This window comes from Bowmanella yangjiangensis, from assembly GCF_017255015.1.
Classification (GTDB): Bacteria; Pseudomonadota; Gammaproteobacteria; order Enterobacterales; family Alteromonadaceae; genus Bowmanella; species Bowmanella yangjiangensis.
The window spans coordinates 109,059-133,916 of sequence record NZ_JAFKCS010000001.1 but is presented as its reverse complement, the minus strand read 5'-3'; the positions used below and the strand labels follow the sequence as shown (position 1 = coordinate 133,916).

Below are 24,858 nucleotides of genomic sequence, written 5' to 3'. Positions count from 1 at the left end.
CTTATTGTTGTCACGCCAAACTTCCAGGCGGTCCTACTTGTGTTTCAATAACACGCGTCAGCTAGCATAGTGCATACACGAGCTAACAAGCCAACATTCTATCACGTTATGGTCGGGTTTCGCCCATGTTGTTCAGGGTTTAAAACCTATTCTGAAGCCGCCCCAATGGCGCCCTCGGACCCGGATCGGCACAGATAAATCGTGCATAATTTCCCCGGTATCACGCTTGTAGGTTTGCAACAACATCGCTTCTGTGTTGGCACCACATCGACGACCAGTGCGATCATCAAATATTCGCTTGGTGCGATTATTCAGCAGGTCCTTGGCATAGTCGCCGCTCAGGGGTTGACTATATCGGCTATTGTGGGTGGGGAAGTAACCGTTCACATCCACGGCTCCGGCATACAAAGCACCTTTAAGTTGTGCCAAAACCGGCTCCTGAATAGACGGAAAGTGTTGGTCAGTGAATTTATCGTAGCTGGTGTGATACTTAACCGGATTAGTTCCAGAGATAGCCTGATAGTTCTGGTCAAACACCTGGCTATCGGTAAGCGTCCCCTTGGCCAGGGCCTGCTCAAACAAATCGGCAATATCAGCAGCGGCCTGCTGTGCCTGACGGAATACAGGCAAGTAAAAGCTATCCTGCGCATATTCGGCCAGATCCCGGAAAATACTTTCGGTCTGTTCTGATAAATGGGTTGCCTGTTCAGCGACCGTCAGGCCATTGGCTTCGATGCTGGATAAAACCTGGCTGATACTGGCAATAGCGGCACGAATGTCCTCACTGCTGTTGGTTAGATTACCACTGGCATCAACCATTTGCTGGATGTTCGCAGACACACCGGCCACATCCTGACTGATCTGCTCAAATCCACCGCACAATTGCTGTAATTCATCTTTGACTTGGAATCCTGACTTCTCAATATCCTGCATCAATGCACTGGTTTGCTGGCTTTGCTTATGCACAGTACCGAGCATACGGGCGATATCTTCCGTTGCTCCTGCGGTTTTACCTGCCAGTGCTCTGACTTCGTCAGCAACCACAGCAAAACCCCGGCCTTGCTCACCAGCTCGGGCCGCTTCAATAGCAGCATTCAACGCCAGTAAGTTAGTCTGCTCAGCAACCTGGTTTATCACCTCGGTAATACGCTGAATGTCATCAGCGCTTTCTCGCAACTGCTGCAAATGCGATACCGCTTCAGAAATAGAAGCGACAAGCTGCTCAATACGCTCGGCATTTTCACGCAACTTTTGATGCGCGTGTCGACTCGCCTCATCAGTTTGCTGATAAGTACTGCCAACCTGTTCCAGAGACTCATTTAATGCCAGGCTGACTCTATTTTGTTCATCTGTGGCTCTGCCAATTTGCTGGCTGTCTTCAACACTTTTGCCCAGCTCTTTAATTAACCCATCGATGCAGAATGAGACATCCGCGGCACCTATGGCCATTCGGGACGTGGCGGCTATAACGCTGTCCACTTCTGGCAAACTAGCAGTTTGCTCTTTGTCGGCTTGCAATTGCGAATGCTCAGACGCGGATTTTCCAAACCAGAAAACACAACAAAAGAAAATCACCGTAGTAGTCGCAATCAGGATATAATCCTGAGCGCCAGTCATAAACAAAACACTCTGAACCACCACAAACAAAACGGTACAAATAAAGGCGCGGATGAAAGGCTGAGCCATGCTAATCTCCTGATTCCCTTATGCCTTTTTCGTGAGTATTGCCTTAAAAGTCAATGTCTCAAGGATGATTACCGACTAAAGTTTAATCGAAAATTGCTAATATTCTGCATATGGAATAGCAATCTATAGGTGGTGAAGTACAAATGGGTTGGTGTTTGACAAGCAGTCGTTCAGGTAGAAGATTTTGACCATTTTTGTTTCGCAATTCCTATTCTCCATACACCTCCAGCGTATTCTGCCCGCAGTAATGCTGAGTATCTCAGCATGCCTATTCAGTACAGCAGGTATTGCGGAAGAAGTAATGTCTCTGGAAATTCAGGGAGCTTCTGACAATCAGCAAAAGAACATTCTCGCTCATTTAGGCTCCCTCCCCCAGGCACCTGCTCAGGTTAACCGATTCATCGCTAAGGCTCGCGAGCGTTCTATCGCCGCTATGATTGCTCTGGGTTATAACAACGCTGAAATCACTACGAAAGTTGATCACCAAGCACAGCCAATTAAACTGATTGTTTCTGTTAAACCCGGTCCCGCAACCCGCATCAACCTGATGGATATTCAGGTAACTGGCGATGCCGTGAATGATGATGGCTTTCAACGCTTTATTGCCAACCTACAGACTCATCAGGGCAGCATATTGAACCATGGTGAATATGAAAGCTGGAAAACAGAGTTACAAAATTATGCACGCAGCAATGGTTACCTGGCCGGTACCTGGCTGCACCACGAAATACTGGTAGACAGTGCACGGCAACAAGCCGAAGTACACCTAGGCTACGATGCAGGTGTCCGTCATAAACTGGGGGAAATAACATTTGAGGGTTCGGATGTAGCGCCAGCGTTATTGGCCCGCTTATCCCCATTATCAACGGGCGAGCACTATCAAAGTAGTCATTTAAGTAATCTGGAATCCGCCCTGCGCCGCTCAGGGTATTTCGCCGATGTGCTGGTTACTCCTGATCTGAACGCCATTGATGAGCAGCAAGTCCCTGTCACCGTCAACCTGCGTGATGCACCAACACATAGCTTCAAAGTGGGGTTAGGTTATGTCACGGATACCGGCCCCAGAGCCCAATTTAACTGGCGTACCCCCAGGGTAAATCGCTGGGGGCACAGTCAGGAAACGACCCTGCGCTATTCAACAGTCAACCCATACGCCAATTTTCTTTATCAAATCCCCGGGCAAGATCCCCTTACCCAAACCTATCAGCTAATGCTGGGTCTGGAACAAAATGACTACGGTGATATCAGCAGTACACAGCGACATGCCGCGGTTATCAGCCAGTCCACCAAACACAAATGGGTATGGGCGGCGCAGACACGTTGGCTGGAAGAAAAATGGAGTCTGGACGGATTGGACTTTCAGGCAGGCTACCTGCTGCCGGGACTCACCCTGTCACGCACCAAACGCCATGGTCCGATTCGCGACCCAGAAGAAGGCTTTATGCAAACTTACCAAATTGAGGCCACCGATAAGGCGCTCGGCTCCGATGGCCGTTTACTGAGGATGACCGGGTTTTGGAAATGGCTGTCACGCTTTGGCGAACACAGGTTTGTGATTAAAGGTCAGGCCGGAATTAATATTACCGGTCTGGACTCGGTAGAAGATCTGGCCCCATCCTTACGCTTTTTTGCCGGTGGCGATCAGAGCATCCGTGGTTTTGATTACAACAGCCTGGGCCCCACCGCCGAAGTACAAACCAGTGAAGGCCTGCAAACCAAGGTAGTAGGCGGAAAGATGCTCGCCGTAGGTTCGGTCGAATACCAGTATTACCTGACACCCAATTGGCGCATGGCCATTTTTACCGATGCAGGAAATGCCTTTAACCGGCACTATTTCAAGCCCGTGCAGTCCGTCGGCGCAGGTATTCACTGGCTGTCTCCGGTAGGTGCAGTTAGATTTGAGCTGGCCTATGGTATCAGTGAGGATGATCCCCCCTGGCGGATACATATCAGCATGGGGGCCGAGCTGTAATGGCGTTTCAGATCTCCTATAAAAAGCTGCTTCGTCGCTTGCTGATTGGTCTGACAACTTTGCTTTGCATGCTGGTAGGCTTGGTTTATTGGCTGACCGGCACAGAATCCGGCACTGGTTGGTTGCTTAATCAGGCCAAAGCCCATATCCCAGGACTAAAAAACAGCGCGCATCAGGGAAGCCTGTTATATGGCTTACAGCTTTCGGATTTCAGTTATCAGCAACCCGGCTTACTCGTGTCCGCAGGCCGAATTGAGTTGGATATTTCTGCGCGAGCCCTGCTACTGCCGCATATTGTTGTGCAACAGTTGAATATCACCGATTTGTTTGTCGAGGTTGAACAGACAGACAATACGGCCACCGAGCCTTCTCCGCCACAGCCGCCCTCGGCTATTGCGCTACCTGATTGGCTGCCCACATCACGAATTCAACAGCTGCAGATTGAACACAGCCAGCTTGTGCTGCCAGGCCTGGCCATTGTCTGGAATAACCTCAACCTGAATGCCGGATTGAAAAATAAGTTGTTCACCCTCAACAACTTGTATCTGAATGGCTTGCGACTGCAACTGAACGACAGTGCACAGCCCGCACAGCCAAGCTCCGACTGGCCGCTAGCAGTGTTACCCGACCTGCCCGCTCCTATCAACATGCGTCTGAATGACATTCAGTTGGAAGACGCACAGATAATCCAGGCCGGACAAAAGGTACAAGTCAACCATGCCATGCTGCAAATGCAATGGCTGGATACTAAACTGGCGATTGATCGATTGGAGGTCCGCAGCCAACAACTTGGCACTGTGGATTTGCGCGGCAGCGCAGTGCTTAACACACCTTACCAAGTGAATCTTGAGGCCAGTATGCTACCGGCAGAAGATCTGTTACCCACGCCGCTTAGCACTAAGCCTATAGGTGTGAATGTATCGGGCTCTGTGGAAAAACTGCTGGTTAAAATCAAAGAACCCGCACTCACTGCCTTCAATCTGCAAGCCGAGGCCGATGTTACCCAGTCTGCGCTGCCCTTTTCTGCCACCCTGGATGTTAATACTGCCCCCTTAGTACCGCTGCTCGAGTTACCAGAGCAAGCCGAGTTCCAGTCCGGGAAACTGACACTAAGCGCCAGCGGCAATCTCCAGCAGCAAAGTGCCGATCTTTCTCTGATGTTCTCCGGTTTGGGCTTTGGCCAAACATCTATGGCCCAGCTATCGCTACAGGCTCAACATCAGCCAGGCAAAATAGAGTCGTTAAAGATAGATTTCATAGACCCGGCGAGCAGCTCAGCGGCAAGCATTAATGGCCAACTGCAATACGGGCAAAGCTGGCAGTGGCAGATACAAGGGCAATTGCAGAATCTGCAACTTAACAGCCCACTGTTGCCGGTCACCGGCGTGTTACAGGGCAGCCTGAATAACAGCGGAACATGGTCAAACCAAGGATGGCGAGTAAAGCTGGATGATACACAGCTCTCGGGCAGCCTCAACAATACACCGCTGCGCTTATCTGCCATAGCCGATATCAGTCAACAGGAACAGCTACAGGTGAGTAATCTGGATCTGCGGCTGGAAGCCTTTAACAGTACCCTAAAGGTAACAGGTACTGCAGACCAACAGTGGCAACTGCAAGGCAAACTGTTCAGTGACAATCTGTCTGCCCTTCCAATCAATGCTCAAGGGCAGATTGAAGCCGACTTTCGTGTCAGCGGCGAGCTAATGAACCCGCTGTTGGAAATGAACGGCAAGGTAAAGCAACTGCATGTCGACAGCTTATCTGTGCAAGATATGGGCGTAGCGGCAAACTACCGCCCTATGCAGCAACACGCAGGCGACCTCTCGATCCAATTCCCCAATATCGTCCTAAGCAATGACCAGCATATTCATGGGCAGCTTAATTTAGGCGGTGACGCGCACTCACACCAACTACAGTTAGAAATTGGCGGAGACATTAACGCCAACCTGCTGGTACAGGGAAGCGCCGATCTGGAACAGCCACATTGGTTTGGGAAAATTCTCGAAGCCGACAGCCGCATGTTCGGCGAACACTGGCACCTGTCAGCCCCTATCGAGTTAGACCTGACCGAAACAACCCAGACCCTGTCAGCCCATTGCTGGAATGGCAATTTCAGTCAGTTGTGTCTGCAACAGGGGCTGCGATTTCCTGGTAATCCGCCCATTGAGCTAAGTGCCGAGGTCGACTACGGGCGCTGGAGCGCCGGCAAGCTCAACGGCCAAGCGTTATCTGGCAGCGCCAACCTATCCGCCAGTCTGACACTTCCCGAACAAGGCCCTATACAATTGCATGTCACCTTGAATTCCAGTGCAGGTCATATACTGCAACAGTGGGAGGACGACATGTTACCCCTACTGGACTGGCAGGCAGGGACCTTTAAGTTGGACTCACAAGATGACGGTAGCTTGCAACTTTCCGGTCAACTGCAGAGTAAATCAGGGCAGGACTTACTGACGCTAAATGGCCAGTTAGGTAACAAAGCCGATGCCGATGTCAGCGCCGACTTATATTTGGCACCTTTACCGCTGGACGGCTTGGTTAACCTGGTACCACAACTGAGCAAGTTGACCGGGCTGCTGTCTGCAGACATACAAGTGCAAGGCAAACTAAACGCCCCACGCCTGCATGGCAAGGTATCGCTCGAAGATGCGGCATTAGTGGTGGCCAGCAGCCAAACCGCAGTAGACAAGCTAAACCTTGATGTCAGCTTCGCAGACACGCAAACCGAATTTGATGGTCAATTCGCCATGGGCTCAGGCCAGGCCAAGCTTCAAGGCAGCAGCCACTGGGATGCCAGCCAGTCTGACTGGCAAAAAGCCTTAACACTTCAAGCCAAACTGGAGGGGCAGGCTCTGCAACTACAAGCCCTGCCTGAACTGCAGGCCAGTATCAGCCCGCATTTGGATATCCGTTTTGAACAGGGTTTGCATCTACAAGGCAAAGTTAACGTGGATAATGGCCGCTTAACCTTGCAGGAACTGCCCGCATCAGCAGTAGCTGTGTCGCAGGATATGCGTCTGGTTAATCAACAAGATATCCAGCAAAGTGCACCACTTCCCATCAACCTGCAATTGGATGTTGAGTTGATCGACCCCTTTGCGATCAGTGGGTTTGGCTTTAACGGCAAAATTGACGGCAGCCTGACTGCCCGGCAGAAGTCGCCGGATCCTTTGGAGCTTTTTGGCGCCCTGACCTTTACCGAGGGGTTATACAAAGCCTATGGACAGAACCTGGAAGTTAAATCAGGACGGCTGCAGTTCCTTGGCCAGGCCAGCAACCCAACAGTGCAATTACAAGCTATTCGTCCATTGAAAGGTACGGGGGTTGAAGCCGGTATCGAGGTAAGTGGTCCGGTTAGTGGGTTACAGGTCAGCCTGTTCTCTAATCCGAGCATGGAGCAAAGTACGATTCTGTCGTACATTTTGCGCGGCAAGCCACCAGGAGCCGGTGGCGAGTCAGATGGTCGCTCTATGGCACTGTTGATGGCAGCGAACCAAGGCATAGGTATCACCGGTGCCAGTGGCCTGACGGACGCACTGAATAACATTCCATTGATCAGTGACATTACCCTGGATACCGAAACCGACGCGGCCAGCGGCGACAGTCTGGCCACTGTCAGCGGCTATATTGGGGAACGGATTTACCTGAAATATGGCGTGGGCATTCTCGAGCCAGTAACACAAATTACCGTGCGCTTTTATCTGATGAATCAGCTTTGGCTGGAAGCCGTGAGCAGTCTCGAGCGTTCGATGGATTTGTATTACAGCTTTGAGGTTAAGTGAGTCAATTCCCCTCTGTTCTGGCTGCATTCTCCTCATTGCAGAGAATGTAGCCCTAGCATGTTGCCTTCTGTGTCGAAAATCAGACTGATAAAGCCGTATTGGCCAATCGACATTTTGCTTCGCTGTACCTGGCCGCCAGCTTCCTTCACCCGCGACTCTTCCACCGCACAGTCCTGACAACTGAAATACACCAAGGTGCTATTTCCGCCGGAACTCATACCAGGTATACAAACCAGCGTCCCCCCGGTACCATATTGCGTCATATCATTGGGAAACGCCCACATTTCAATATCTGGCACGGGAAGCTGGTCTAATTCAATTGCCAGCACCTGTTCATAGAAGCGCTTGGCCCGCTGAATATCCTGCACATAGATCTCAAACCAACCGACCGGATTAGCCATAAGCCTTTTATCTCTATCAAAGTGAAAACAAAGAGTATGCACCAGTGGCAGCAATCCGCCAGTCATGCGGGGCCCAGCAGGTGCATACAAGCCCACTTTGGCTTAGACTTGCCAACCAGACGTTCTAACCCTATCGCAAAAGCACCATGCAAATTCCAAGAATTTACTGCCCCGGCCTTTTGGCTGTCGAACAAACCCTACAACTGGACAAAGACGCCGCCAACCACGTGGGAAACGTATTAAGACTGCGCGAAGGTCATCCTCTGGTGTTATTCAATGGCGACGGCAATGAGTATCCCGCCACCTTACATAAGGTTGAGAAGCGTGCCGTTTGGGTGCAGGTGGACGCAAAATTACAAATGGGCTGCGAATCACCACTGCGCATCCACTTGGGTCAGGGGATCTCCAAAGGCGAACGTATGGACTTTGTTCTACAAAAATCCGTAGAGCTGGGCGTGACGGAAATAACCCCACTGATCACCGAACGTTGTGTGGTACGTCTGGACGAACAGCGCTGGCAGAAGAAGCACCAGCAATGGCAGAAGATCATTCAAAGCGCCTGTGAACAATGTGGACGCAACATTCTTCCTACTCTGCATCCTGTTACCGCCCTGTCGCCATGGCTGCAGCAATCGACTAACGAGCTGCGCCTGACTCTCGACCCGAGAGCAGAAAAACGTATGGCCGATTTAACGCTTCCAACCCAAGGAGTACGACTACTCATTGGTCCGGAAGGGGGCTTTGCCGACCAGGAACTATACCTGACTGAGCAAGGCGGGTTTAAATCGGTTCTGCTCGGTCCGCGGGTACTACGCACAGAGACCGCAGCCTTAACGGCCATTGCCAATCTGCAAGGTCGTTTCGGCGATCTGTAAGCAACATTGAGCAGCCTGCGTAGCACGTCAGGAATCAAACAAAACAGTTGAGTGTTTAATGTTCAACAGGCATGCTTGGCACTCCAACCCGATACCATCATCATGAAAAGAATGTATGCCAAGTTTAGTTTCTGTGCATGGTCAGCTGGAAAGCCATGATCTCAGCGCCATTTGCCAAACCGCTGTAGAAACGGGCCGCAACAACGCCTTTAACCTTTGGGTGATGGGTGCTCCACTGGAGAAAGTATTAAACGCGTTGGTCAGTGCTATAGAAACTGCCAGCGAGGATTTGCGTTGCTCCATTATGCTGATGAATCCCGATGGCAAAACTATGTCTTCACTGGTTGGCCCCAGTATGCCCAAAGATTACATGCAGGCCGTTGATGGAATAGAGATTGGCCCGACGGTCGGCTCTTGTGGTGCCAGCGCTTACCTGCGTCAAGCCGTTGTGGTATCAGATATTCAAACTCATCCAAATTGGGCGCCATATAAAGCAATATGCCAGAAGGCCGGATTACGTGCATGCTGGTCTAGCCCGATCTTCGCCACCGATGGACGAGTGCTGGGCGCCTTCGGTATGTACTACTCCGCAGTCAGAGAGCCGACCAATCAGGATCTTGAACTTATTCGCATTGAAGCCAGTATAGCCTCGCTGATCATCGAGAAAATGCAGGCATCTGAACAGCTTAGTCAGGCTAAACGCGATCTTGAGCAACAAGTACAAAAACGCACAAGGGAACTAACCCAAACAAATAAAAAATTACGTGAGGCCTTAGCTCAGCGCTCAGAGGTACAGCAACATTTGCTGGAGATAGAAAACCTCGCCTCACTTGGCAGCATGATGTCGAGCCTGACCCATGAGGTGAACACCCCAATTGGGGTAGCTGTTACGGCAGCCAGCCACTTACGCGGTCAATTACACAAAACCAATCGGCTTTTTGAACAAAATAAATTGACTCGCTCAGCCTTGCGGGCCTTTTATGAGGAATCTGCTGAAGCTATGCAGATCATTGAGCGCAACTTGCAACGCAGTGCGGAGCTCGTCAGCACCTTCAAGCAGTTGTCCCTTGATCAGCATAATCAGGAGATTCGCACTTTTAATCTGAGTAGTTATGTGTGCGAAATCCTGTTGTCGTTAAAACCTAAGCTGAAATACCACAAATTGCAGTTTTGCCTGGATATTAACCCCGATCTGGAGATAGACAGCTACCCCGGCGCCATTAGTCAGATTCTGGTCAATCTGATAATGAATTCTGTCCAGCATGCTTTTGAAAAAGGCCAACCGGGTCAGGTGCATCTAAACGTCACTCTGCTCAATGGACAGCTTGAGTTGAAATATCAAGATAATGGTAAAGGAATGAGTCGCGAAACCCTCTGCCATATATTTGAGCCTTTTTTCACTTCGGCCAGACAAACCGGAGGCAGCGGACTAGGGCTGCACATCTGTAAGGATCTGGTGGAAAAAGTCTTAAAAGGTAAAATTGCATGCCAGTCATCACCCGGTCAGGGAAGCCAGTTTCACATCAACTTCCCAGTCTGACTGCTAAAATTCGGCGGACAAGCATATTGTGGCAGGTTTAAATAAGCCCAGCTTCAATGGCTTTCAACACCGCCCGGGTGCGATCTCTCACGCCTAACTTAGCCAACAAGCTGGACACCTGATTTTTAATCGTGCCCTCAGATTTAAACAATGCCTCAGCTATTTCACGGTTACTGCATCCCCCTGCCATCAGACGCAGAATTTTACATTCAGCTTCCGTTAAAGGCTCCGGCGTTTCATAGCTCTCGAAGTTTTGCTGCAAGCCCTGTAATCCTTGCAGAATCTTCTCGGTCACGGCTGGCTGAATAAGGGTTTGCCCGGCATGTACCGTCTCAATCGCATCCACCAGTGTCTCCAGGGAGACATCCTTAAGCAGATAACCTTTCGCACCCGCCTGCACGGCCTCGAGCACCAATTTATGGTCATCAAAAGTAGTCAACATTATTACAGGTTGCGTGAGGCCGACCTTTTGCATCGCGCGCAGAGCATCTACTCCCGACATTCGTGGCATACGTATATCCATCAGGATAACGTCGGGTTGTTGCGCACTGACGACCTGACAAACCTGGTCGCCGTCACTTGCCTCTCCCACCACCAACAGATTGGCCGACAGCGATAACAAACTTTTGACCCCCTCCCTGACCAGGGTTTGATCGTCCACCAGTAAGACACGAATACTCATGAGGCTACCGGCAGACGGGCATGGGTGCACAAGCCTTGCTGGTTAAACATAAACTCAACTTGTCCGCCTAAGGCTTCAATACGTTCTCGCATACCTTTTAAGCCGTTGCCAGGCTGCAAGTATTTCTGCTCTCCGCCGTTATCCTGCATCGTAAGCAGCAAAGCATTTTCGGTCTGAACCAGGTCTATCCGCATGTGATTGGCTCTGGAATGACGCAAACTGTTGGTCAAACTCTCCTGCACACACATCAGCAATGCATGGGCCTGCTCCATATCGTCCAGCTCAACCTGACAATCTAAAGCGACTTTGAGTCTAGGTACCTCGCGGGTCAGTAACTCCAACGCACTTTTCAGGTGAATAGCAGATTTATCGCGAATTTCAGACACCGCTTCTCGAACATCACTGAGCAACAAGCTAGCAATGGCGTGACATTGTTCTACCGATTGTTTCACTTCTCCTTCGGCTTTGCGTGATGCCACCTGCAAGTTAATCGACAAGGCCGTCAGATGATGGCCGAGCACATCATGAATATTGCGCGCAATACGAGTGCGCTCCGCTTGTTTGTTAGCTTCACTGAGCAATGCCTGGGTAGCCATAAGTTCTCGGTTCAATTGATTAGCGGCTTCCTTGGCCTTTTTTTCCTTTAAGGACACATTGACCATGACTAAAGCGAAAACATTAAAGGTCCAGAACAACAACGAGCTAAGGGCGGACATATCATCATGCCAATAAAACTCGCCAACGAAATAAGGTACAGATGACCACAATGGGGAGAGAAAAACAGCCGACCTGAATGTGATGAAATATGGCAACAGTGCCGACCACATCACCATCAAAATCGCGTTGTACATATAAGGGGTAGTGAAGTAAATGGCGACGACTAGCAAAAACAGCAGGCTGATAAGCGTCAGTCTGACAGCCCTGTCACGCGGATAAGATTCGTCCCGGGTGGCCAGCATAAACAGCAATACAAATCCCAGATATAAGCTGGCCAGCGTCACCACACGCCAATGCGTCCAGCCCAGATTGTTCTGCATAAAGTACAAGGATGATGCTGCCACCATGGCCCAGCTTATAAGGCCACTGGCCGTTTCCACACTCAGTCGGTAGGGCCTCAGGTTAAACATAATTAATTCTCCGTGTTGAACACAACATACCCTTCTGCTGAGTTTGCGCCAATAGGTCATAAGTCACTTTTAAACATATGACCTTTGACACTGATGATTTAAAAAAGAGTTGCGTAAACTGGTCAGGTCTATTGGAGGAATAGCTATGAAATTGCTTTATTCGCTGCTGTTAATGCTGCATATCACAGTAGGCAGCGCTGCCTTGCTACTATTTTGGCTCCCTGCGCTCACCCCTAAAGGCAGCCTGGACCATATCAAGTTTGGTCGATATTACGCCAATACCATGTATATAGTGGCTGGCAGCGGCATGCTGATTTGCTTATTGGTGCTGGTGGCACCACTCACTATCCACGGTGACCTTTCAAATACAGCCAACCAGGCGCAGAAGGCACTGAATATTAGCTTGTTTGCTTTTTTCCTGATGTATATAAGCTGGCTTACACTCACCAGTGTTCGTCATGGCATATTGGTGCTTAGAGTAAAACAAGCCCGCCACTTGCTGCGCCATCCAACGCATCTTGGCTTGCTGCTGGTATTGATCACAGGTGGTCTAGCTTTACTGGGCCTGGGTCTTTGGTTCAACAAAGTTTTACATCTTATCTTCGGCATTCTGGGCACCATAATAGGCGGCCAGATGCTATTTTATTGTCTGCGTCGACATATTGCTCCACGCCAATGGTGGATCGAACATCTGGGCGCTATGATTGGCTCGGGTATAGGTGCCTATACGGCCTTTCTCACCTTTGGTGCCAGACAAATCCTGGCCGGGGCGGGTTACTGGCAGTTGGTATTCTGGGTTGCCCCTGGTGTTATTGGCGCACTGGTTATCGCCCGACTATCGCGAAAATACCATTTACAATTTCAAGGGAAATGAAGATGAGAAAACCTCTGGCTATGGCACTGCTGCTAAGCAGTGCATCTGTATACGCTGATTTGCAACAAGCCATCTTGGCCTTTGAGCAGGGTGAGGATAAACAAGCCCAAAGTCTGTTTGAAGCCGCGTCCGAGCAAGCGGAAGCTAAAATCTATCTGAGCCGCATTTGGCTGGCGCAAGACGCGGACAAAGCCGAAGATTGGATTGAGCAAGCCGTTGCGCAAGCGCCACAAAGTGCCGAAGCACACTTCACACGAGGTGTCGTTATGGGGCAACAGGCAGGAAACAGTGTATTTTCAGCCTTAAGCTATGCCAAGAAATCCCTGCAAAGCTTCCATCGTGCCGTAGAGCTGGCCCCTGACAATAGCGAATATCGACAGGGTCTGATGAGCTTTTATCTGCAGGCTCCGGGTATTGCCGGCGGCGATACAGAACTAGCGCTGGCCCAAATAAAGGAATTAGAAAGCCGCGACCAACGGGCTGGTATGCTCGCCCGGCTGAACTATCTGAGTGCCGCTGACAACCAACAGGACTATCAACAGCTTCTTGAAAGCGCCAAACACAGCATGCCTGGGATCCCTGACTTTTACTTCCAGGCCGCCATGCAACTTGTCCAAGATGAAAAGTACGACCTGGCCATTGCCGAGTTTAAGCAAGCTATTAGCCAACCTGCTTCAGATCAGGAAAGCCTGAACAGCCGGTATATGGCCATGTACCAATTAGGTCGGGCCAGTGTGAAGGGGGAAGTGCAGATTGACGAAGGTATTCACGCATTACAGAATTTTCTCGAACACGCCCCCAAAAATCGAAAACTACCCAGCCGCCAGTGGGCGGCCTTTCGACTGGCGAATCTGCAGCAGTTAAAGGGACTAAAAGAACAAGCCAAGCAGGTTTATCAGACCTTGCAGTCCAGCCACGACAAAAAACTGGCAAAAGAGGTGAAGAAAAAGCTCCACTCCTTGTGATAGAGCGATTAGTTCGCAGGTCCTATTGAAATTACCTGGCAGAGTGCTTATTTAAGACGTTCTGCCCGCCAACCAAGGAATTTCTGTGAGCCTGAAACTCGGTATCGTGATGGATCCCATTTCGTCCATCAACATCAAGAAAGACACCAGCTTTGCCATGCTGTTAGAAGCCCAGCGTCGTGGCTATGAGATCCAGTATATGGAAATGGCTGATTTGTACCTGGATAACGGTATTGCCAAAGCCAGTATGCGCTCACTTGAGGTGCAGGAAAACCCAGCTGGCTGGTACGAATTAGGTGATGTAACACACCGTCAGCTTGCCGAGTTGGACGTGTTGCTGATGCGCAAAGATCCGCCTTTCGATAGCGAATTTTTGTATGCGACACAGTTGTTTGAACTGGCGGCAGCCCAGGGTTTGTTAGTAGTTAACAACCCGCAGAGTCTGCGCGATTGCAACGAGAAGCTTTTTGCTGCCTGGTTTGCCGAGCATTGTCCAGCGACACTGGTAACCCGCCAGGCTGGTCTCATCCGCCAGTTTCACCAGCAACACAAGGATATAATCTGTAAACCGCTGGATGGTATGGGCGGAGCCTCCATCTTTCGCATCAAAGAAGACGGCAACAACTTGGGTGTCGTCATTGAAACCCTGACTAATCACGGCAAGCGTTTGTGTATGGTGCAAGAGTACCTGCCCAGTATCAGTGACGGTGATAAGCGCGTACTGGTGGTAAACGGACAAGTGATTCCCTATTGCCTGGCGCGTTTGCCAAGCCAGGGCGAAACGCGCGGCAACCTTGCAGCCGGAGGAACCGGACGCCCGCAACCTATCAGCGACAGTGACCGCCGTATTGCCGAGGCCATTGCTCCTATACTGGTCGAAAAAGGACTATTTTTTGTGGGACTGGATATCATAGGTGACAAACTCACCGAAATTAATGTCACCAGTCCGACTTGCGTCAGAGAGATTGAAGCGGCATATCCTGTGAGTATTACCGGGATCTTATTTGACGCCATTGAAAAACAGCTGGCAGACGCCATATAAGTGTTATCTTAGTTGCTCAGAGGGTCGTATGCAGAGCTTTGAAAATCACTTTCTTATCGCCATGCCAAGTTTGGAGGATCCCTATTTCTCCCGTTCACTAACTTATATTTGTGAACACAACGAACATGGCGCCATGGGAATAGTGATAAACCAACCAACTGGGCTGCATCTTAAGGAAATGCTCAAGCAGGTTGATGAATCCATTGAAGTGGATGACGACAAAGCCGAGCAGTTAGTGCTGGCAGGCGGACCGGTAAGCCCGGATCGCGGTTTTATTCTGCATAGTACCCAACCAGGTTGGGCATCCAGCCTGGTGCTTACCTCTGAAATCATGGTGACAACATCCAAAGATATACTCAACGTGTTGGGAAACAGCAAAGCACCGGAAAAATCTCTGGTCGCATTAGGCTATGCTGGCTGGAGTGCCGGGCAGTTGGAAGAAGAGATTCAGCACAACTCCTGGCTGTTAATCGAAGCGGATGCTGATTTGTTGTTTAATGTCCCCATTCACAAAAAATGGCAAGCCGCTGTGCAAAAGTTGGGGGTCGATATCTGGCAACTCGCCCCAGATGTAGGGCACGCCTAAGTTTTACTCGCCACTGTCGTCATCAGGACCATATCTATGACATCTTCTAACCGTACGCTCTTGGGTTTTGATTTTGGCACTAAGAGTATTGGTGTTGCTGCCGGGCAGGAGGTGACAGGGACGGCCTCCCCCTTGATGGCGTTGAAAGCCGTAGACGGCATTCCAGACTGGCAAAAAGTCGAGGCCTTATTTGCCGAATGGCAACCTCACCTGGTGGTGGTTGGCTTACCCCTGAATATGGATGGTACCGATCAGCAAGTTACCCATGGCGCACGTAAGTTTGCTAATCGTCTAAATGCCAGGTTTAAGGTTCGTGTCGAAACCTGCGATGAACGCCTGACTACCGCAGATGCCAGAGCCAGGCTATTTGAGTTAGGTGGTTTTAAGAAGCTGGATAAACAGAAAGTAGATAGTGTTGCTGCCTGTTTAATTCTCGAAAGCTGGATGGCAGACAACATCTGAAAACATTTCTCCTGCAACTATTGTCAGCCAGAGTTCGAGCCTAATGGTTTTTACGACTATGCTGATAAGTAACTAATTCGTTTGCAGCATAGCCCCTGATGCACATCAAAGCCCTTCTAGTTAGCCTGCTAAGCTTCAGCAGTTACAGCGCAGAACAGCTGAAGTTCGCAGTATATGATCCTGGTTTCCCTCCTTACCTTTTTATCAATGAAGCCCAACAGATTAAGGGGATTATCCCTGACTTATTGCAGAGTTTTGCTGATGAACAAAGCATCACTTTGGACTATGTGATCGACAATCGTCAGGGTGGTGAGCAGCGACTGTATGAGGGACTGGTCGACATGATGGTGCTTAGCCCTGCGTGGACACGCCATTCCGAACAATTGCTGTTCACTGATGAGATCCTTCCCTACACCGACTATTTGTTCAAACTGGACAAAAGTAATAAAAATACACAGTGGCAGCCAGGAAATCGGGTATGTACCCGAGAATATTATGTTTATCCTACGCTTAAGGAACAATTTGCCTCTAATCAGTTGCTGCGTCTTGATGCCAGCAGTGAAGAAACGCAACTACGCATGCTTGAAAATGGTCGCTGTGATTTTGCCTATTTAAACGAACTGATCGGCTACTGGTTGCTACAGGAGCGCTTTCCCCATCTGTTCCTGACCACCATTGAGCAAAATAAGGCTATTGATAGTCTGAAACTGGCCCTCATCCCCACCAAAGCCTCTGTGCTACCAAGCTTGAATGCGCATATTGCTGCGCAAAAACAAAACGGTAATTTGCGCAGCATAGTGCGCAAATACGTACGCACCTTACCTAAACAATAGACATGTGGGCAGCAAGATACTGCCCACATGTTGTACTTAGTGATACAACTGATGACTGAAATGACCTGAGCGGGTCTGCGCCATTAAGCGAGCAAATTCATGCTGAGACAAATGCACCAGGGAACGATGATCACCGCCCTCAATATACAAATCAGACAACCCCTCCAGACTATCATCCACAATACAGTCGAGATTAAACGCCTGCGGCAATGGCGGCACGGCACCATGTTCACAATCATCAAAACACTGATACACCTGCTGTTCCTTCATCAGATGATACTGACCATCCAGGGCATCATTCAAAGCACTGATACTCAACTTGCTGTCGGCTGGCAACACCGCCATTAAGCGATGTCCCTGACCGTCTTCCAGCATCACTGCCTTGGCAATTTTCGCAGAGGGAACCTGCGCAGCAATAGCAGACCCCAGCGAACTGTGCGAAGGATGGTGGGTGATGACCTCATAATGCACATCAAGGTCATTCAGGTAGGACATAACACGTTGGGACAAACTCATAGACACCTCCAGGCCATTTGTTAGTTGTCCACTCTCAAGTATAGGCCAGGCGCATCGGTTAGCCCTGTCTATCGCAAATCATCAGGTCGCTCGGTGTCACATTGCCAGCACAGTTCAAAACCACTGCCGTTTTCCTCGCCACAATGCCTACAATACCAGGCGGAGCCTTGCTGCAACTGACTTTGCCACTCATCCAGCAGTTGCTTGGCTTTGGGCATCCACTCGTCGTCGGTTATCCACACTTCCGGCCAACAATCAAAAGGGGATAAATCTCCCATCGCCCCAATGGCATACTCGTTTTTTACGAAACAGGGAATACCGCGGCTGACCAGCAAATCTCTGACCTGCCAAACCAGAAATCTATCTTCATGACAGTACAGCCGCAACAAGCGAACTTAATCCAGGTCAATGGACACATTCGACAAAGAACCCAAGCCAGGGCCTTCGTCTTTGTCCAGCTTAATCATCAAACGCAAATCGTTGGGAGAATCCGCATGGTGCAGCGCCTGATCGAGATTAATCCGACCGGCCTTATACAAGTCATACAGCGCCATATCAAAGGTTTGCATACCCATTTCTTTGCCTTTTTGCATCGCCTCCTTAAGGCTGCCAATCTCATTACGTTGAATCAGATCTCGCACAAAAGGTGAGCCCATCAAAACCTCGATAGCGGCTACCCTACCTTTGCCGTCAGCGGTGGGCACCAGTTGTTGGGCAACGATGGCGCGCATATTCAAACTCAGGTCAAAGCGCAGTTTTTCATGCTGATCCGGTGGCGCTAAATGCATAATGCGTTCGATGGCCTGGTTGGCATTGTTGGCGTGCAAGGTAGCAACACACAAGTGACCGGTATCAGCAAACGACATCGCGTATTCCATGATTTCCATAGAACGGATTTCACCAATCAGAATCACGTCCGGGGCCTGACGCAATGAACTTTTCAGTGCATCGTCGAAAGACTGGGTGTCGATGCCCACTTCTCGCTGGGTCACAACGCAGTTAGCGTGATCATGAACAAATTCTATAGGGTCTTCGATAGTCAGAATATGGCCGTGTGAATTTTGGTTTCTATGTCCAATCAGCGCAGCCAAGGAGGTGGATTTGCCTGTACCCGTGGCACCGACAAACAGCACCAATCCGCGTTTAGACATGATGATGTCTTTGAGTACCTGAGGTAGACCCAACTCCTCCACTTTAGGGATTTGCGTAACGATACGACGGATAACCATGCCGGCCAAATCGCGTTGCCAGAATGCACTGCAACGAAAACGCCCCACTCCATCCAATGCCACGGCGAAATTGCACTCTTTGGTCTTCTCAAACTCCGCCCGCTGTTTCTCCGACATCAGGCTTTCCACCAGCGCCAGGGACATGTCAGCAGACAGAGGTTGGTCATCCAACGGGGTCATCCTGCCGTTGACTTTAACGCTGACGGGAAAGCCCACGGTAATAAACAAGTCCGATGCACCGCAGTCCACCATACCTTGTAAATAGGGTTGCATCATCATGCTAGCGTCTCCTAGAACTTAGGTTGCTTGTCGATGGATTTCGCGGCGGCATCCTGAGAGGTGATTTGCCCCATTGCCACCAGACGCTGTAAACACTGATCCATAGTCTGCATGCCATGGGCCTGACCGGTCTGAATTACCGAGTACATCTGCGGTACTTTATCTTCGCGGATGAGGTTACGGATAGCGGGTATACCCAACATAATTTCATGGGCTGCAATTCGCCCTCCGCCGACTTTCTTCAGCAGCGTCTGTGAAATAACCGCACGTAAGGATTCAGACAGCATAGAGCGAACCATGGACTTTTCCTCAGCCGGAAACACATCAATGATCCTGTCGATGGTCTTGGGTGCAGAGTTGGTGTGCAGTGTACCAAACACCAAGTGGCCGGTTTCAGCCGCTGAGATAGCCAGTCGAATAGTTTCCAGGTCACGTAATTCACCCACCAGAATCACATCCGGGTCTTCACGCAATGCACTGCGCAGTGCATTGTTGAAACTATGGGTATCCCGATGCACTTCCCGTTGGTTAATCAGGCTCATCTTATTTTCGTGAACAAATTCTATAGGGTCTTCAATCGTCAGAATATGCTCGCGCTTGTTGCTATTGATATGGTCTATCATGGCGGCCAGGGTGGTACTTTTACCCGAACCCGTGGCCCCGGTCACTAACACTATACCTGTGGGCTGGTTGATAATTTCCTTGAAAATCTGCGGAGCGCCCAACTGATCCAGGGTCAGCACTTCACTGGGGATGGTGCGTAATACCGCCGCCGCACCGCGGTTCTGTACAAAGGCGTTGACCCTGAAACGGGCCAGCCCTTTCACCTCAAAGGAAAAGTCGGTCTCCAGATTCTCTTCATACTCCTTGCGCTGTTTGTCATTCATAATTTCGTAGACCAACGCATGCACTTGCTTGTGATCGAGTTCAGGTACATTGAGACGACGCATTTCGCCATCCACCCGGATAATAGGGGGTAGCCCGGCGGACAAATGTAAGTCAGAGGCCTTATTCTTGACACTAAAGGCTAAAAGTTCGGTAATATCCACAGCCCACTCCGTTTGTTAACTGTCTGAAAAGACAAGATGTACCACAGAAAACTGGTAAGTTCGGTATGCCTTGACATAACCTTATGTCGGCAACCTGATTCAACTCAAAGACTCACTCATGAAAACCATAGCAGAACGACTACAAAGCGCATCTGAAACCATCGCTGGCTTATGCCAGATGCTTAATAAATCCCCTTCGCAGGTTCAACTACTGGCAGTCAGTAAAACTAAACCTGTCGAGGACATATTGGAAGCCTATCAGGCGGGTCAGCGCCTGTTCGGGGAAAACTATGTTCAGGAAGGGGCCGAGAAGATCCAAGCCTTGCAAGCCTACCCGGACATAGAGTGGCATTTTATCGGCCCCTTGCAGTCGAATAAAACCCGGTTGGTGGCAGCGCATTTTGATTGGGTGCAGTCGGTAGACAGGCTCAAGATCGCCCAGCGACTAAGCGAGCAACGGCCAGCAGGAAGTGCTCCTTTACAGGTTTTGCTGCAAATTAATATTAGTCACGAACAAAGTAAGTCAGGGGTTGGCGATGAAGCCGCCCTCTTTGCCCTGGCAGAACAGGTCAATAGCCTTCCAAATCTGACCTTGCGCGGCTTAATGGCCATTCCAGCGGCGGACCTGGACGAACAAGCCCAGGAAAGAGTTTTCAGCCAACTGCACTCGCTGTTTAGTGCACTACAAGCGCGCTATCCACAAGTTGATACCTTGTCCATGGGGATGTCAGCCGATATGCCAGCAGCCATTAAAGCCGGTTCTACTATGGTAAGATTAGGAACGGCCATCTTCGGTGCAAGGGCAAAACGCGCCGAGACCTAGACATAATTGTTGATGACAACACGCATCCACAACCGGACATAAAAGCGAACGGGAGAGACATGCAACACAGAAAAATTACCTTTATCGGCGCAGGCAATATGAGTCGCAGTATCATCAGTGGCATGGTGAAAAGCGGTTACCCGGCAGAAAAAATAACCGCCAGTAACCCATCCAGACCTAAGTTGGATGCACTTCAGCAGGAATTTGGCATTGCCGTTTGTCAGGATAATCTGGATGCCAGCAAAGATGCCGAGGTAGTGGTGTTAGCTGTGAAACCGCAGTTGATGGAAGTGGCCACAGCACCACTTAAGACCACCGACTTGGCAGGTAAGCTGTTTATTTCCATTGCAGCAGGCCTGCCCGTTACGCGGCTACAAGCTATGCTGGGTGGCACTTACCCGGTTGTTCGCACTATGCCGAATACACCAAGTGCCATGGGATTAGGAATGACAGGCCTGTACGCTGACGCGCAGGTATCCCAAGCTGATCGAAGCTTTGCCCAAGACTTGCTGGCTCAGGTTGGCCAAATCGCCTGGGTTGAAGAAGAAAGTATGATGGATGCCGTCACCGCTGCTGCTGGCAGTAGCCCCGCTTATTTTTTTCTGTTTCTGGAAGCCATGCAAGACAAAGCCATGGAGCTGGGTTTTGACCGCCAAACAGCAAGATTGTTAGTCCAACAGGCTATGCTGGGTGCAGCGAACATGGTTTGTCACAATCCTGGCCTTGAATTAGCCGAGCTTAGAGCCCAAGTTACGTCCAAAGGCGGCACGACGGCAGCGGCGATTGAACAGTTTGAACAACAAGGGCTGCGCTCACTGGTTGCCGATGCCATGCAGGCCGCGGTAGACAGAGCCAGCGTAATGAGCAAGGCTTTTTAATTTTTCATTTGGGAAAACACCATGAGTTCTATGCAATTTTTGATTGGTACCTTGTTTGATCTCTATCTGATGGTGGTGATCCTGCGTTTGTGGTTACAGTTTGCCCGGGCAGATTTTTATAATCCCTTTAGTCAATTTGTGGTCAGAGCGACTCACCCTTTGGTGGGTCCTATGCGACGGGTTTTACCGTCCTTAGGAAAACTGGATACGGCCACCTTAGTGCTGGCGCTGCTCGTAGCTTTTATAAAATTGACCGTTGAGAACTTTGTGCTTGATGACAACAGTTGGCAGCTATTTAATCCACTGGCGATATTGCTCGGCTCCGTTATTGTGTTGGTTAACCAGACACTGTCACTGATTTTCTGGATCCTGATCATCCGTGCTCTGTTGAGCTGGTTTAGTCAGGGACAGAACCCGATGGAAATGGTCTTATACCAACTGACCGAACCCTTACTGGCGCCCATCCGCCGAATCATTCCCCCCATGGGCGGACTCGATTTATCAGTATTGATCGCTATTATTGCCATTCAATTTCTGACTTTTTTGCTCAGAGACCTGGGACTGGCCTAGCCACCTCTACCGACCTTAGATGACTCAACATCGATTGAAACGGCCCGTCACGGGCCGTTTTTCTATCCATGAACAGCACCTCAAAAGCGCCGTTTATCTGTGCAAATTCTTCTGACTTATCATAGCCATATGCCAAGCTGGCGGACTATACTTAAGCCACATTTTGCTGTGTGAGAAAACCAATGAAATTGCTTAAGATCCTTGCTGTATTTTGTGCCCTGAGTCTGGCGCCCTTTAGCCAGGCTGAACAGATGAAGCAGTTGGGAGCATGGGACGTCCACTATATTGCGTTAACCAGCAGCTTCCTGACGCCGGAAGTTGCCCGCACCTATGGTATCCAACGCAGTAAATACAATGCATTGGTAAATATCTCTGTGCTGGATAGCGCTACTCAGGCGCCTCAGAATGTACTGGTTAGCGGTACTGCCACCGATTTAATGGGACGTAGCCAGCCCCTTGAGTTTAAACAGATCACTGAGGGCAAAGCCATTTACTACATTGCCACGCTGTCATTTCGTTACGAAGAAGACATCAAATTCGATATCAAATTGAGTAAGGGTAACACTGAGCAAAGGTTGCGTTTTCAGCAGAAGCTTTATATTGAATAACCTCTCACATCACTTTTCGAACCCGGTGAATTAACTCAGTGTCCAGGCATTAAGTCCCAGTTTTTACTTGCCCTGCCACTTATAGAGTCATTGCGCTGTTCTGTTCATATTGTCGAGACAGCTTATCTGGACTATTTGCTGCACCCGGAATTTGCTGATGTATCAGAATTCAAACTAGCCGGGAATTACTCGACCAATAGTCCGCAGCCCCGGCCGGTTGGTCGACGACACTGGATAAGCCTTCATTGAGCTTCAGACATTGATCATCTGTGGTTGGTCTGCTAACGCCCTGCCTCAGGATCTACAGCGAGCCAAAGAGGTTGGTATGGATCCCTACCTCACCAAAGCTATCCGCAAAGCCGACCTTTATCAATGTTTGGCTCGCCACCTCAGTCCGGCTTAGAACTTATAACTCAGCGCCGCCATAAACTGCACGTCGCGATCCCGTTCAACTATGGGAGAGTCCTTTATCTCACTATCGTACTCACTGACTTTGAGGTTGCTAAATAGCTGCCAGTTAGGGTCCAACTGATACATTAAGGTCGCGGAAACATAAGGGTTTAGCGCACTATCCGCGGTATAAGCAGCAAAATAAGGGGATTCTCCGTTGTCTACTCCGTAATAATAATCTACGGTCTCTTGGTCAGCATACACCAGACCCAACTCGGTTTTGAGCATCAGGGCCCTATTGAGAATAAACTGCCGGCTTAAGCCAGCTTCAAGGCTATACCCTTTGGCATTTCCGGTAATATCATGGGCCATGGCAAGGCTGCCTTTGGCAAACCCTAGCTCGGTCTCCAAACGAACACCTGCCAGGACGGAGAATTTTCTCCGCTTTAGGGAGCGCATGCTTTCGTCATCGGCGTCATCCGGCCTGAAAAAGTCAAAACCTGGGCGTACGAATGCAGCCAATTTGAATGCCCCGTCTTCATAGAGGTCATAGCTAGCCGACACGCCACTGAAATGAAAACGCTCATTGTCGTAGCTCACAAGTGGCACAACCAGCACATCCTTGGACTCTCCTTGGTAGGGAGAGGCGGCAGAAATAACCCCAAGTCCCAGCCCCCATTGCTCCTCAGCTAAAACTTGTGTACTGCCTGCGAGTGCCAGGCACAACGCCAATGCCCGTATCTGCATTGCTGCATCTCCCTTTAGTGTGTTTGCCAGTCTGCGTTATGTCTGTCAAAACAGACTCGACTAATTATTTATCAAACTTATACAGAAAAAATCAGGAATTGGATCTTCACTGTGTTATTGCTCGTCACGCAGAAACACCAACTCAGTAGCTGTCGACTGTTGTTCATCGAAACGATAACCGCCGATATCGAATGCCTTAAGTTGTTCTACTTCGGTCAGACGCCGCTGCAGAATAAAGCGCGCCATCATGCCTCTGGCTTTTTTGGCAAAGAAACTAATAACCTTATACTGGCCGCCCTTGGCATCCTTAAACACCGGGGTAACTATCATGCCGTCAAGGTTTTTGGGCTTTACAGATTTAAAATACTCGTTGGATGCGAGGTTTATCAGCACATTATCGCCCTGCTCACACATAGCGTGGTTTAGTGCAGTAGTAATTCGCTCTCCCCAAAATTGATAAAGATCCTTACCTCTTGGGTTAGCTAACTTTGTACCCATTTCCAGTCGGTATGCTTGCATCAAATCCAGCGGCTTTAGCAAGCCATACAGGCCAGACAATATGCGTAGGTGCTGTTGAGCATAGCGCAGGTCATCCTGGCTCAGGCTGTTGGCTTCAAGCCCAGTGTAAACATCACCATTAAAGGCCAAAACGGCTTGCTTAGCATTATCTGCAGTAAAAGGCAGCGCCCAGCTTTGATAACGTTCTACATTTAAATGCGCCAGCTTATCACTGATATGCATCAGGCTCCCCACCTGGGCCGGTGACAAATCCCGGCAAACACTAATCAGTTCACTGGCTTGATCGAGCATATCCGGTTGACTGAATTCTTTAATTTTTGGTGGCGTATCAAAATCAAGGTTTTTGGCTGGAGAGAGGACGATCAGCATAGGCTTCCGAGTATAACTACAAGTTGGCCGCTACTATAGCCAGCACAATGA

Annotated in this window: 24 protein-coding genes; 14 read left to right on the top strand and 10 right to left on the bottom strand. The window is 49.8% G+C overall.

Going from position 1 to position 24,858, the window contains the following annotated elements:
* Positions 1-132: 132 nt before the first annotated feature.
* Positions 133-1,686, bottom strand: coding sequence for a methyl-accepting chemotaxis protein (locus J0A65_RS00570; RefSeq protein ID WP_206592167.1), 1,554 nt, complete (start codon positions 1,684-1,686; stop codon positions 133-135).
* 301 nt (positions 1,687-1,987) lie between these two features.
* On the opposite strand from J0A65_RS00570, the gene J0A65_RS00565 reads away from it, so the two are divergent.
* Together J0A65_RS00565 and J0A65_RS00560 are read left to right on the top strand one after the other, a co-directional pair.
* On the top strand, positions 1,988-3,658 hold the full coding sequence (locus J0A65_RS00565; RefSeq protein WP_206592166.1) for an autotransporter assembly complex protein TamA: 1,671 nt from the start codon (positions 1,988-1,990) through the stop codon (positions 3,656-3,658).
* On the top strand, positions 3,658-7,443 hold the full coding sequence (locus tag J0A65_RS00560; RefSeq protein WP_206592165.1) for a translocation/assembly module TamB domain-containing protein: 3,786 nt from the start codon (positions 3,658-3,660) through the stop codon (positions 7,441-7,443). Before J0A65_RS00565 ends, J0A65_RS00560 begins: the two co-directional genes overlap by 1 nt.
* A gap of 32 nt (positions 7,444-7,475) precedes the next feature.
* Here J0A65_RS00560 and J0A65_RS00555 read toward each other — a convergent pair whose 3' ends face one another.
* A complete protein-coding gene (locus tag J0A65_RS00555) occupies positions 7,476-7,844 on the bottom strand; it encodes a VOC family protein (RefSeq protein WP_206592164.1) in 369 nt (122 codons plus the stop codon).
* Positions 7,845-7,990: 146 nt separating this feature from the next.
* On the opposite strand from J0A65_RS00555, the gene J0A65_RS00550 reads away from it, so the two are divergent.
* Together J0A65_RS00550 and J0A65_RS00545 are read left to right on the top strand one after the other, a co-directional pair.
* Complete coding sequence (locus J0A65_RS00550; protein ID WP_206592163.1) at positions 7,991-8,719, top strand: 16S rRNA (uracil(1498)-N(3))-methyltransferase; 729 nt, start codon at positions 7,991-7,993, stop codon at positions 8,717-8,719.
* A gap of 115 nt (positions 8,720-8,834) precedes the next feature.
* Positions 8,835-10,259, top strand: coding sequence for an ATP-binding protein (locus J0A65_RS00545; RefSeq protein WP_206592162.1), 1,425 nt, complete (start codon positions 8,835-8,837; stop codon positions 10,257-10,259).
* A gap of 37 nt (positions 10,260-10,296) precedes the next feature.
* On the opposite strand, the gene J0A65_RS00540 is transcribed toward J0A65_RS00545, so the two are convergent.
* Positions 10,297-10,941 (bottom strand): response regulator, encoded by a 645-nt coding sequence (locus J0A65_RS00540; RefSeq protein ID WP_206592161.1) that lies wholly within the window; start codon positions 10,939-10,941, stop codon positions 10,297-10,299.
* Entirely contained in the window at positions 10,938-12,068 is a 1,131-nt protein-coding gene (locus tag J0A65_RS00535) for a sensor histidine kinase (RefSeq protein ID WP_206592160.1), read from the bottom strand. The genes J0A65_RS00540 and J0A65_RS00535 overlap by 4 nt, the downstream gene beginning before the upstream one ends.
* A gap of 145 nt (positions 12,069-12,213) precedes the next feature.
* Here J0A65_RS00535 and J0A65_RS00530 point away from each other — a divergent pair, with 145 nt between their 5' ends.
* From J0A65_RS00530 to J0A65_RS00505, 6 genes are all read left to right on the top strand, one after another.
* Positions 12,214-12,942, top strand: a complete 729-nt coding sequence (locus J0A65_RS00530) for a hypothetical protein (protein WP_206592159.1) — start codon at positions 12,214-12,216, stop codon at positions 12,940-12,942.
* 2 nt (positions 12,943-12,944) lie between these two features.
* Positions 12,945-13,907 carry a tetratricopeptide repeat protein gene (locus tag J0A65_RS00525; protein ID WP_206592158.1) on the top strand — a complete coding sequence of 321 codons (963 nt, stop codon included), beginning with the start codon at positions 12,945-12,947 and terminating at the stop codon, positions 13,905-13,907.
* Positions 13,908-13,992: 85 nt separating this feature from the next.
* On the top strand, positions 13,993-14,949 hold the full coding sequence (gene gshB, locus J0A65_RS00520) for a glutathione synthase (RefSeq protein WP_206592157.1): 957 nt from the start codon (positions 13,993-13,995) through the stop codon (positions 14,947-14,949).
* A 28-nt stretch (positions 14,950-14,977) separates the two neighbouring features.
* Positions 14,978-15,535, top strand: a complete 558-nt coding sequence (locus tag J0A65_RS00515) for a YqgE/AlgH family protein (RefSeq protein WP_206592156.1) — start codon at positions 14,978-14,980, stop codon at positions 15,533-15,535.
* A gap of 36 nt (positions 15,536-15,571) precedes the next feature.
* On the top strand, positions 15,572-15,997 hold the full coding sequence (gene ruvX, locus J0A65_RS00510; protein WP_206592155.1) for a Holliday junction resolvase RuvX: 426 nt from the start codon (positions 15,572-15,574) through the stop codon (positions 15,995-15,997).
* Positions 15,998-16,095: 98 nt separating this feature from the next.
* Positions 16,096-16,830, top strand: a complete 735-nt coding sequence (locus J0A65_RS00505) for a substrate-binding periplasmic protein (RefSeq protein ID WP_206592154.1) — start codon at positions 16,096-16,098, stop codon at positions 16,828-16,830.
* Between the two features lie 36 nt (positions 16,831-16,866).
* Here the strand turns inward: J0A65_RS00505 and J0A65_RS00500 are convergent, their stop codons facing one another.
* The 4 genes from J0A65_RS00500 to J0A65_RS00485 all read right to left on the bottom strand — a co-directional run bounded on the left by J0A65_RS00500 (position 16,867) and on the right by J0A65_RS00485 (position 19,903).
* Positions 16,867-17,346: an aminoacyl-tRNA deacylase gene (locus tag J0A65_RS00500; protein WP_206592153.1), complete on the bottom strand. Its 480-nt coding sequence runs from the start codon at positions 17,344-17,346 to the stop codon at positions 16,867-16,869.
* A 68-nt stretch (positions 17,347-17,414) separates the two neighbouring features.
* Positions 17,415-17,735, bottom strand: coding sequence for a putative signal transducing protein (locus tag J0A65_RS00495; RefSeq protein ID WP_232849661.1), 321 nt, complete (start codon positions 17,733-17,735; stop codon positions 17,415-17,417).
* Positions 17,736-17,741: 6 nt separating this feature from the next.
* A complete protein-coding gene (locus J0A65_RS00490) occupies positions 17,742-18,854 on the bottom strand; it encodes a PilT/PilU family type 4a pilus ATPase (RefSeq protein ID WP_206592152.1) in 1,113 nt (370 codons plus the stop codon).
* Positions 18,855-18,865: 11 nt separating this feature from the next.
* A complete protein-coding gene (locus J0A65_RS00485; RefSeq protein WP_206592151.1) occupies positions 18,866-19,903 on the bottom strand; it encodes a type IV pilus twitching motility protein PilT in 1,038 nt (345 codons plus the stop codon).
* A gap of 118 nt (positions 19,904-20,021) precedes the next feature.
* On the opposite strand from J0A65_RS00485, the gene J0A65_RS00480 reads away from it, so the two are divergent.
* From J0A65_RS00480 to J0A65_RS00465, 4 genes are all read left to right on the top strand, one after another.
* The gene (locus J0A65_RS00480; RefSeq protein ID WP_206592150.1) at positions 20,022-20,726 is read left to right on the top strand and encodes a YggS family pyridoxal phosphate-dependent enzyme; all 705 of its coding nucleotides are present in this window, start codon (positions 20,022-20,024) and stop codon (positions 20,724-20,726) included.
* Between the two features lie 59 nt (positions 20,727-20,785).
* Positions 20,786-21,604 carry a pyrroline-5-carboxylate reductase gene (proC, locus tag J0A65_RS00475; RefSeq protein WP_206592149.1) on the top strand — a complete coding sequence of 273 codons (819 nt, stop codon included), beginning with the start codon at positions 20,786-20,788 and terminating at the stop codon, positions 21,602-21,604.
* Positions 21,605-21,625: 21 nt separating this feature from the next.
* Complete coding sequence (locus J0A65_RS00470; protein WP_206592148.1) at positions 21,626-22,174, top strand: YggT family protein; 549 nt, start codon at positions 21,626-21,628, stop codon at positions 22,172-22,174.
* A gap of 182 nt (positions 22,175-22,356) precedes the next feature.
* Positions 22,357-22,782, top strand: a complete 426-nt coding sequence (locus J0A65_RS00465; protein ID WP_206592147.1) for a DUF4426 domain-containing protein — start codon at positions 22,357-22,359, stop codon at positions 22,780-22,782.
* A gap of 399 nt (positions 22,783-23,181) precedes the next feature.
* Here J0A65_RS00465 and J0A65_RS00460 read toward each other — a convergent pair whose 3' ends face one another.
* Positions 23,182-23,919: a MipA/OmpV family protein gene (locus tag J0A65_RS00460; RefSeq protein ID WP_206592146.1), complete on the bottom strand. Its 738-nt coding sequence runs from the start codon at positions 23,917-23,919 to the stop codon at positions 23,182-23,184.
* 114 nt (positions 23,920-24,033) lie between these two features.
* Positions 24,034-24,807, bottom strand: a complete 774-nt coding sequence (yaaA, locus tag J0A65_RS00455; RefSeq protein WP_206592145.1) for a peroxide stress protein YaaA — start codon at positions 24,805-24,807, stop codon at positions 24,034-24,036.
* Between the last annotated feature and the right edge of the window lie 51 nt (positions 24,808-24,858).